The organism is Streptomyces torulosus (assembly GCF_001419765.1).
Taxonomy (GTDB): domain Bacteria; phylum Actinomycetota; class Actinomycetes; order Streptomycetales; family Streptomycetaceae; genus Streptomyces; species Streptomyces torulosus.
Genome location: NZ_LIRK01000534.1, coordinates 1 through 8,039 on the forward strand (window position 1 = coordinate 1; position 8,039 = coordinate 8,039).

General features: G+C 72.0%; 9 protein-coding genes and 2 pseudogenes. 3 read left to right on the plus strand and 8 right to left on the minus strand.

From position 1 onward, the window contains the following. Positions 1-238: pseudogene (locus tag AOK23_RS49050) on the plus strand (NAD(P)/FAD-dependent oxidoreductase); the annotation flags it as partial. Here the strand turns inward: AOK23_RS49050 and AOK23_RS32210 are convergent. The 4 genes and pseudogenes from AOK23_RS32210 to AOK23_RS32225 all read right to left on the minus strand — a co-directional run. Then, positions 238-477 (minus strand): annotated as a pseudogene (locus AOK23_RS32210) (NAD(P)/FAD-dependent oxidoreductase); the annotation flags it as partial. The pseudogenes AOK23_RS49050 and AOK23_RS32210 sit on opposite strands and share 1 nt — an antisense overlap. Positions 478-489: 12 nt before the next feature. Further along, on the minus strand, positions 490-1,008 hold the full coding sequence (locus tag AOK23_RS32215; protein WP_055716090.1) for an isoprenylcysteine carboxyl methyltransferase family protein: 519 nt from the start codon (positions 1,006-1,008) through the stop codon (positions 490-492). Continuing rightward, positions 1,005-2,096, minus strand: a complete 1,092-nt coding sequence (locus AOK23_RS32220) for a type III polyketide synthase (protein ID WP_055716091.1) — start codon at positions 2,094-2,096, stop codon at positions 1,005-1,007. Before AOK23_RS32220 ends, AOK23_RS32215 begins: the two co-directional genes overlap by 4 nt. Positions 2,097-2,234: 138 nt before the next feature. Next, positions 2,235-3,080 carry a UbiA family prenyltransferase gene (locus tag AOK23_RS32225; RefSeq protein ID WP_055716092.1) on the minus strand — a complete coding sequence of 282 codons (846 nt, stop codon included), beginning with the start codon at positions 3,078-3,080 and terminating at the stop codon, positions 2,235-2,237. Positions 3,081-3,238: 158 nt separating this feature from the next. Here AOK23_RS32225 and AOK23_RS32230 point away from each other — a divergent pair, with 158 nt between their 5' ends. Then, the gene (locus AOK23_RS32230) at positions 3,239-4,102 is read left to right on the plus strand and encodes an oxygenase MpaB family protein (RefSeq protein ID WP_055716093.1); all 864 of its coding nucleotides are present in this window, start codon (positions 3,239-3,241) and stop codon (positions 4,100-4,102) included. A gap of 22 nt (positions 4,103-4,124) precedes the next feature. On the opposite strand, the gene AOK23_RS32235 is transcribed toward AOK23_RS32230, so the two are convergent. Beyond that, positions 4,125-5,033, minus strand: a complete 909-nt coding sequence (locus AOK23_RS32235) for an NAD-dependent protein deacetylase (RefSeq protein ID WP_055716097.1) — start codon at positions 5,031-5,033, stop codon at positions 4,125-4,127. Positions 5,034-5,185: 152 nt separating this feature from the next. On the opposite strand from AOK23_RS32235, the gene AOK23_RS32240 reads away from it, so the two are divergent. Then, positions 5,186-6,313 carry a S8 family peptidase gene (locus tag AOK23_RS32240; protein ID WP_055716094.1) on the plus strand — a complete coding sequence of 376 codons (1,128 nt, stop codon included), beginning with the start codon at positions 5,186-5,188 and terminating at the stop codon, positions 6,311-6,313. Between the two features lie 49 nt (positions 6,314-6,362). Here AOK23_RS32240 and AOK23_RS48190 read toward each other — a convergent pair whose 3' ends face one another. The 3 genes from AOK23_RS48190 to AOK23_RS32250 form a co-directional block, all read right to left on the minus strand. Then, a complete protein-coding gene (locus tag AOK23_RS48190; protein WP_157878221.1) occupies positions 6,363-6,614 on the minus strand; it encodes a hypothetical protein in 252 nt (83 codons plus the stop codon). A gap of 14 nt (positions 6,615-6,628) precedes the next feature. Next, positions 6,629-7,231 (minus strand): hypothetical protein, encoded by a 603-nt coding sequence (locus AOK23_RS32245; RefSeq protein WP_055716095.1) that lies wholly within the window; start codon positions 7,229-7,231, stop codon positions 6,629-6,631. Positions 7,232-7,337: 106 nt separating this feature from the next. Beyond that, the coding region (locus AOK23_RS32250) for a hypothetical protein (RefSeq protein ID WP_206336352.1) at positions 7,338-8,039 on the minus strand (702 nt) is incomplete at its 5' end.

An 8,039-nucleotide genomic window follows, 5' to 3' on the forward strand; every position in this document is an offset into this window, starting at 1 on the left:
CGTCGCCGTGTGGGAGCAACGCGCGGGCACCGTCGACAAGGCGTGCGGCGAAGGGTTGATGCCCGGCGCCGTCACCGCCCTGGCGGCGCTCGGTCTGCACCCGCCCGGCCATGCCCTGCGCGGCATCCGCTATGTGGCCGAACGGCACCGGGTCGACGCGGACTTCGCGGCGGGCCCCGGCCGGGGCGTCCGTCGTACGACGCTGCACGCGGCGCTGCGTGAGGCGGTGCTCGCCGCGAAGTCCGCGTCGACCCGGTGCCGTTCGGCCACATAGCGGATGCCGCGCAGGGCATGGCCGGGCGGGTGCAGACCGAGCGCCGCCAGGGCGGTGACGGCGCCGGGCATCAACCCTTCGCCGCACGCCTTGTCGACGGTGCCCGCGCGTTGCTCCCACACGGCGACGTCGAGCCCGGCGCGGGCCGCGTGCAGGGCGCTGGCCAGGCCCGCTGGGCCTCCGCCGACGACGAGCAGGTCCATGGGTGCTCTCCTTCAGGTCAGTTGGGCCAGGGCGGCGTCCTCGGTGCGGATGCGGGCGGCGAGCAGGAACCCGTTCAGCGCGGTGAAGGCGATCGCCGTGACCCAGGCCGAATGCACCAGGGGGAGTGCGAGCCCCTCAGCGACGACGGCGACGTAGTTGGGATGCGGAATCCAGCGGTAGGGGCCGTCCGCCACGCGCGCGGCGCCCGGCACGACGATCACCCGGGTGTTCCACTGCCGTCCCAGGGTGGTGATGCACCACCATCGCAACGCCTGCGAGGCCGCGACGACAGCGAGCATGGTCCAGGCGAGGACCGCCACAGCGTCCGGTCGGCGCAGCCACACCTCCGCGAGCGCGCCGACGAGCAGACCCGTGTGCAGGACCACCATGAACGGGTAGTGCCCCCGCCCGGCCTCCACGCCGCCCCGCGCGAAGCTCAGGGCGGCGTTGCGCCGGGAAACGACCAGCTCGGCGACCCGCTCCAGGCCGACCGCCAGCACCAGGACGGTGAACAGGGCCTCGCTGCTCACGGCGCACCCCCCGGAGCGCGCAGGAGTACGAACTCGGAGCAGAAGCCCGGCCCCATGGCGAGCATGAGCCCGTGGGAGCCCGGCGGGGGCGGACGCTCGGCCAGCGTGTCCGCCAGGACGTGCAGTACCGAGGACGAGGACAGGTTGCCGATCCTGCGCAACGAGTCCCAGGTCATGCGCAGCGCGTCCCGCTCGACCCCGAGGGCGTCCTGCAGCGCTTCCAGCACCTTGGGCCCGCCGGGGTGCGCCACGTACCAGCCGAGGTCGTCGCTGGCCAGCCCGTGGTCGGCGAGGAAGCCGCGGACGTCTTCTCCCACGTGGTGACGCACCAGGTCGGGGACGGAGGGATCGAGCACGATCTTCAGCCCTCCGGCACCCACGTCCCAGCCCATCATGCGTTCCGAGTCGGGGTAGAGGCGGCTGCGTGATGCGAGGACCTCCGGGCGGGCCGGGTCGTCGGACTGCGCGAGCGGGTGCTCCGTTCCCACGGCGACCACCGCCGCGGCGCCGTCCCCGAACAGCCCGCCGGCCACGATGTTGGCGGCCGAGGTGTCGGTGCGCTGCAGCGTGAGCGAGCACAGCTCGACCGACATCAGCACCGCGACCCCGTCCGGGCGACCGCGCAGCAGGTCGTGCAGACGGGCGACACCGGCGGCTCCCGCCACGCAGCCCAGGCCGACCAGGGGCAGGCGCACCACATCGGGACGCAGCCCGATCTCCGCCGCGACACGGGCCTCCAGCGAGGGGACGGCCAGGCCGGTCACCGTGCACGACACGATGTAGTCGACGTCGGCCGGTGTGAGGCCCACGCCCTTGAGCGCGTCCACGACCGCGCGAGCGCCGAGTTCGACGCCGGCTCGGATGAAGACGTCGTTCGACTGGCCGAAGTCCTCGAGCCGGGCGTACTCCTCCAGCGGCAGCACGGTGTGCCGGGTCTCGACGCACACATTGCGGTGCATCCGTTCGACGACGCCGTGTCTGGCGGCCTCCTCGGCCATCATGGTGGTGGTGACTAACTCGGTGATGTCCTCCTGCCGATGACGATGTTCCGGCAGGACGCCGCGAACGCTGACGATGCGCGTGCTCATGCTGTCTCCCGTTGCTCCCGTTGCTCCCGTTGCTCCTGTGGCCCTGTGGCCCTGTGGCCCTGTGGCCCTGTGGCCCTGTGGCCCTGTGGCTCCTGTAGGTCCTCTGAGTTCCTAAGACGTCGTGGACGGCTGCCGGGGTCATCCACCGGCCGCCAAGAGCAGGAAGACATCGAGGAGGGCGATGGCCACCGCGGCGCGGAAGGGAGTACGGGCCGGGGCGACCAGCGTGAGCAGTACCAGGACCGTCACCAGGGCGAGCACCGCCCAGGCCCAGGCCGGCGGCGTTCCCGCGGGGCCGAGCACGGCGAGCAGCGAGGCCGCGGACAGCAGCACGGCGGCAAGGATGCGTGAGCGGCGTTCCCCGATCCGGTGGGGGAGGCCGCGGACACCGGTCCGTTCGTCGTCGACGAGATCGGGCAGCGTGTTGAGCAGGTGCGCCCCCACTCCGAGCGTGGCGCTCGCGCCGGTCATCCACAGCGGGGCCCAGCCCCGGGTCGGGTCGGCGAGCGTGACGACCGAGGGCAGCGTCCCGAAAGCGCAGGCGTACGGTGCCCAGGACCACACGGTCGCCTTGAGCCCCAGGTTGTAGGCGTGGCCCGCACCGGTGGCGAGGGTCGCGTTGAGCAGCGCGCTCCGCCAGTCGGCCAGCACGGACAGCACCAGGCAGGCGCATGCCGCCACGACCAGGGCCGTCACCACCCGCCCGACCGGGAGGACTCCGGTGGCCAGCGGCTTGTCGGCGCGACCGACGGCGCGATCACGACGGAGATCCAGCAGATCGTTGCCCCAGCCGATGGTGAGCTGACCGGTGAACACCGCCGAGGTGACGGCGACGACGTCGAACGGGCGCAGCTCGGCACGCAGTGCGAGCAGGGCCGCGACAGCGGTGACCGCGAGGGCGGGCCCGCCGTGGGCGGCGACGAGCAGCGCGGGCGCGGACGGCGATCCGGGGCGCGCCGGAACCGTACGGGTGGTCACGGGCATCGCAGCACCTCGACCGGGCCGGCACGCGTGATCACCAGGGACATACAGGATCGCTGCCACGCCACCCGCCCGCTCACACGAGGCGGTCCGGCATTCGGCGGACGCCCCGACGAACACCGCCACCTGTTTTCTCGCCGACGACGACGCAGAATAGGACCATGGACAGGGACGTCCTCACGGTCTCGGGCGTGCGGGACAGGCTCGGCACTGCACTCTTCCGGCGCGTCGCGGGGCCGGACGGTCCCGCGAACCGTGCCCGCATCCACAACACTCCGGGCCCGCGCTGGTTCGGCCCGGAGCGGCCCATCCGCGTCGTGCACGGCGACGCCTCCATGTTCATCGGCGGACTGCGGGCCCTACTGCTGCAGTCCCTGCACCCGCTGGCCATGGCCGCCGTGGCCGCCCACTCCGGATATCGCGGCGACCCCTGGGGACGACTGCAACGCACCAGTACGTTCCTGGCCGTGACGACCTTCGGAACCGCCGACGACGCCCGCAGCGCGGTCGAACGGGTCCGCGCGATCCACGAGCGGGTCAGGGGGACGACGACGGAGGGCGAGCACTACCTGGCCGGCGACCCCCATCTGCTCGAATGGGTGCACATCACCGAGACGGACAGCTTCCTCCGCGCCCACGAACGCTTCGGGGCGCGGACCCTCTCCTCCGCCGACTACGACGCCTACGTGGCCGACACGGCGAAGGTGGCGACGGCCCTTGGAGTGCCGGACCCGCCCCGCACCCGGGCGGAACTCGACTCGCGCCTCGCCGCGTACCGTCCGGAACTCCGTGCCACACCGGAGAGCAGGGCGGCCGCGCGCTTCCTGCTGATCCACCCACCGCTGCCGCTCGCCGCCCGGCCCGCCTACGCCCTGCTCGCCGCCAACGCGGTGACCTCCCTCCCGGAGTGGGCCCGCACCCTGTTGGGCCTCCCTCACCTCCCCGGCCTGGAGGGCGTCGCGATACCGCTCACGGGCCACGCCCTGACCAGGGCGATCAGGTGGAGCATGCGGCCCCCGGCGTAGCCCGTAACGCTCGGCCTGAGCGCTACGCCGCCCCGGAGGCCACGCCGTCGTCGACGGGCACGCCCAGACAGTCGGCCACCGTGGTGAGGGCCGCTCCCAGGGGGAGGGCGACCCGGGTGACGGCGTGCCGGTCACCCCGAGTGGCGTCCCGGTTGACGATCAGTACGGGCGTCCCCGCCTCGGCCGCCTGGCGGACGAACCGGAGCCCCGACATCACCGTCAAAGAGGAGCCCAGGACCAGCAGGCACGTCGCCCGGCGGACCAGGGAGCGGCAGTGTTCGACCCGCTGCGGCGGAACGGCCTCCCCGAAGAACACCACGTCCGGCTTGAGGATGCCGCCGCAGGCGACACACGGCACGACACGGAAGTCCCCGACTTGTTCGTCGGTGAGATCGGCGTCGCCGTCCGGGTTGATCCCGGCGGCCACCGGCGCGAAGCCCTCGTTGGCCTCCTCCAGCCGCCGGGCGAGTTCCCGGCGCGGACTGAACGCGCCGCAGGAGAGGCAGACGACCCGGTCCAGGCTTCCGTGCAGTTCCACGACCGCCTCACTGCCGGCGGCCTGGTGCAGACCGTCGACGTTCTGGGTGATCACACCCGAGAGCAGGCCGTGCCGCCCGAACGCGGCCACGGCACGGTGTCCGGCGTTGGGGCGTGCGCGCCCGAAGGTGCGCCAGCCGAGGTGGCTGCGCGCCCAGTACCGGCGCCGCGCCTGGGCGCTCGCCGTGAAGTCCTGGTAGGTCATCGGGGTGTGCCGGCTCAGGCTGCCGCCCTCGCCGCGGTAGTCGGGGATGCCCGACTCCGTGGAGATGCCCGCCCCACTGAGCACCAGCACACCACCGGAACCCAGGGCGTCGGCGACGGGTCCGAGATCCGTGGTGCCCGGCGGAAGGTCCTCGGCGGGAGACCAGCTCAAGGTGGGGCGCATGCGCATGCCGCCCAGCGTACGAAACATGCCGCCGCCGACGTCTCCCCGTCGAATCCCCGGCGAACGCCTCGTCGTGTACCCGACCCGCCCGCACACCTGGCCGGAACCGCCCACCCCTCCCTCGTCGTCTAGTGCGCTGACTGTGCGCGAAGAGGACCATGGGGGACGTTGTGGCGCGGAACGTGACAAAGGCCGGACTTGTGGTGATGGCCATGCTGACGGTGCTCGGGGCCTCGGCCTGCGGCGGCGAAGCCGGTGCGGCGGCCGAGGGGGGCCGCGGGACGTCCCGCACGGGGGAGTCCTCGGCGCACACCGGGGACGGGGCGCCGTCCGGCGCGGCCTCGACCTCGCCCGACATCGAGGGAAAGTCGTCCGGGCTGGCGCAGACCGCGGCGTCGCCCCTCACCCGGAAGGTGCCGTGGAACCTGGACATCCTGGACCAGCGCGCGCGGCCCTTGAACGGCAAGTTCACCACCAAAGCCACGGGCAAGGGCGTTCACGTCTATGTGATCGACACGGGGATGGACATCTCCCACAAGGAGTTCGGCGGACGCGCTCACCGCGGAGCCGACTTCGTCGGTCCGAAGGACTCCGGTGACTGCTTCAGCGAAGAGGGCGTCGGCCACGGCACCTTCGTCGCGGGCGTCATCGGCGGGGCGAAGTACGGCGTGGCGCCCAAGGCGGAACTCGTACGCGTCCAGGGCATCCTGTGCGAGAGCGACGGCGGCGGCTCCCAGGCGGCGGCCGAGGCGGCCCTGGTGAAGTCGGTCAAGTGGGTCACCGCCCACGCGCAGAAGCCCGCGGTGGTGAACATGTCGCTCAACCTCGACCGCCGGTCGGCGGCCCTGGACGCCGCGGTGAAGAAGATGGTCGACGCGGGGATCCCGACGGTGGTGTCGGCCGGCAACTTCCGCGACGACGCCTGCAAGCACTCCCCGGCCGGCGTCCGCGGCACGATCGTCGTCGCGGCCTCCACCTCGAAGGACCGGGTCTGGAACGACACCGCCTCCCACGGATCGGGCTACGGGCGGTGCGTGGACCTGTACGCCCCCGGCCAGAAGGTCACCGCCGCCCTCGCCGGCGGCGGTACGGTCACCGAGGAGTTCGGCGCGACGTCCTGGGCCGCGCCGCACGCGACCGGCGTGATCGCGCTGTACCTGTCGGCCCACCCCCGCGCCACGGCCGACGAGGTGCACGTCTGGCTCGACCGTACGGCCACCCGTGGCGTCGTGCGGGGCGTCCGCGCCGACACCCCCAACCGACTGCTCAACACCGGCGGCATCTGACCCACCGCAGCTCGTCATCGTGCGGGCGGTACCGGTCGGCGGCTGGACCTCAGCCGCCGACGGCACCGTCCGGCGAGCCCGTCACAGGTCTGGGCGTGGGCGTGGGCCGGCGCGGAGCGGGAGGAACCACCGTGGGCGGCGAGGGACGAGTGGGCCCGACCAGATCGTTCAGGATCTGTCGGCGGACCTCCGCGATCCGCGGGTCGCGGCGGTATCCGTAGTGCCGCTCCAGGGGCCAGAAGACGGGCTGGGCAGGGGTACGGGCATGGGACCGCTCGTTGCTGGCATCCACCCCGTCCATCCACTTCAGCTCCCTCACACCACGGATCCCGGTCGGGCCGGCCAACGGGTCGGTCGGACGGTAGACGTTGGTCCAGGCGCGGAGCCGAGTCCTTCGTCCCCCTCTCCACCGCGGACGAGCGACTCGAGGGACTCGACGGTGACATAGCCGGGATAGTGGCGTTTGAACACCCTGCTGATCGGGCTTCCCGTGGTCAACAGGGCGATACGCGGGCGGAGTGCGGAGGGGATCTGCCACAGCGCGGCCACGGCGAACGCGGCCCCCATGGAGTGCGCGTGCACCAGGATCCGTGTGTCCGTGCCCGTGTCAGTGTCCGAGTCGAGCAGGTGCTTGATGCGGTGCGTGAGTTCGGGCACGGCCCGTGCGGTCCAGGCAGCCGGCGCGAAGGGGTGTGAGGCGCGCGGCCAGAAGACGCCGAAGGCCCAGGCGATGCTCGTGTTCCGGCGCATCTCGGGGCGGAGCACGACGGCTCGTACGGCGAGCACCGCCGCCGCCACCAGGGCGATCAGGGCGACTGTCCCGAGAGAGGTGAGCTGCTTGATCGTGCCGATGGTCGTCTCGCGTACGTTCCTCAGTTCGACCAGGACGATCTCCCCCGCCTGCGATCCGTTGTCCATGGCAGATCACAGTGCGGGACCGGAGCGTCAATCACAATGCGGCGTTGATACGAAACTTTGAGTGGTCGTCATGAGGTCGGAGCCATCAAGCGGAGCCATCAACTCGTCAGGTCAGGGGCGCGGCACTATAGTCGGGGAAACACGAGTAGGTGAAGCTGCTGTTCGCCGCGACGGGCGGGAAGTCCATGACGCCGAAGTGGTAGTGATCGAGCGTCGTCTCGCTGCGGTCCAGCCGGACGTTCACCGGGTACTCTTCCGCGCCGCCCCGGTTCAGGCACGAGGTGCGGGGGTCCCGAAGGTCTGTTCTTCCGGTGGAGGCGAACACCAGCTGGAGCCCGCGGGATGTGCGGTCCGTCGAGAGGATCACGGCGAAGTACTCGTCGCTGTAGCGGGAGATGCTGATGTGCGGCACACGAGCCGTGCCCAGGTCGACCGCCGAGTAGTCGCTCCGGCAGGAGTACCGCAGGGCGTACCTTCCCGACACGAGCAGGGGAAAGGTCAGGGTTCCGTCGAAGGCGCCGGGCCGGGCTGTCTCTGCGTTCTGCGCGAACGGATGCACGGTGAACGTCCCGTCTGAGCCGTGCACTTCGAGGCACGTGGTGTTCGCCTCCCGCAGGTCCGACTTACCCCTGGCGCGCAAGGCCACGGTCAGCTGGTGTCCTTGGGCGGCCACCGAGGTCACCGTGGCCGCGTACCCCGACTCCTGGTAGCGGGAGACGCCCAGTGTCCCTCGGGTGAACGTGGGCCGATGGGGCGGCGCGGCCGAGGGGGCCCGCACGGACTCCGCCGGAGTGCGGGCGCCCTCGGC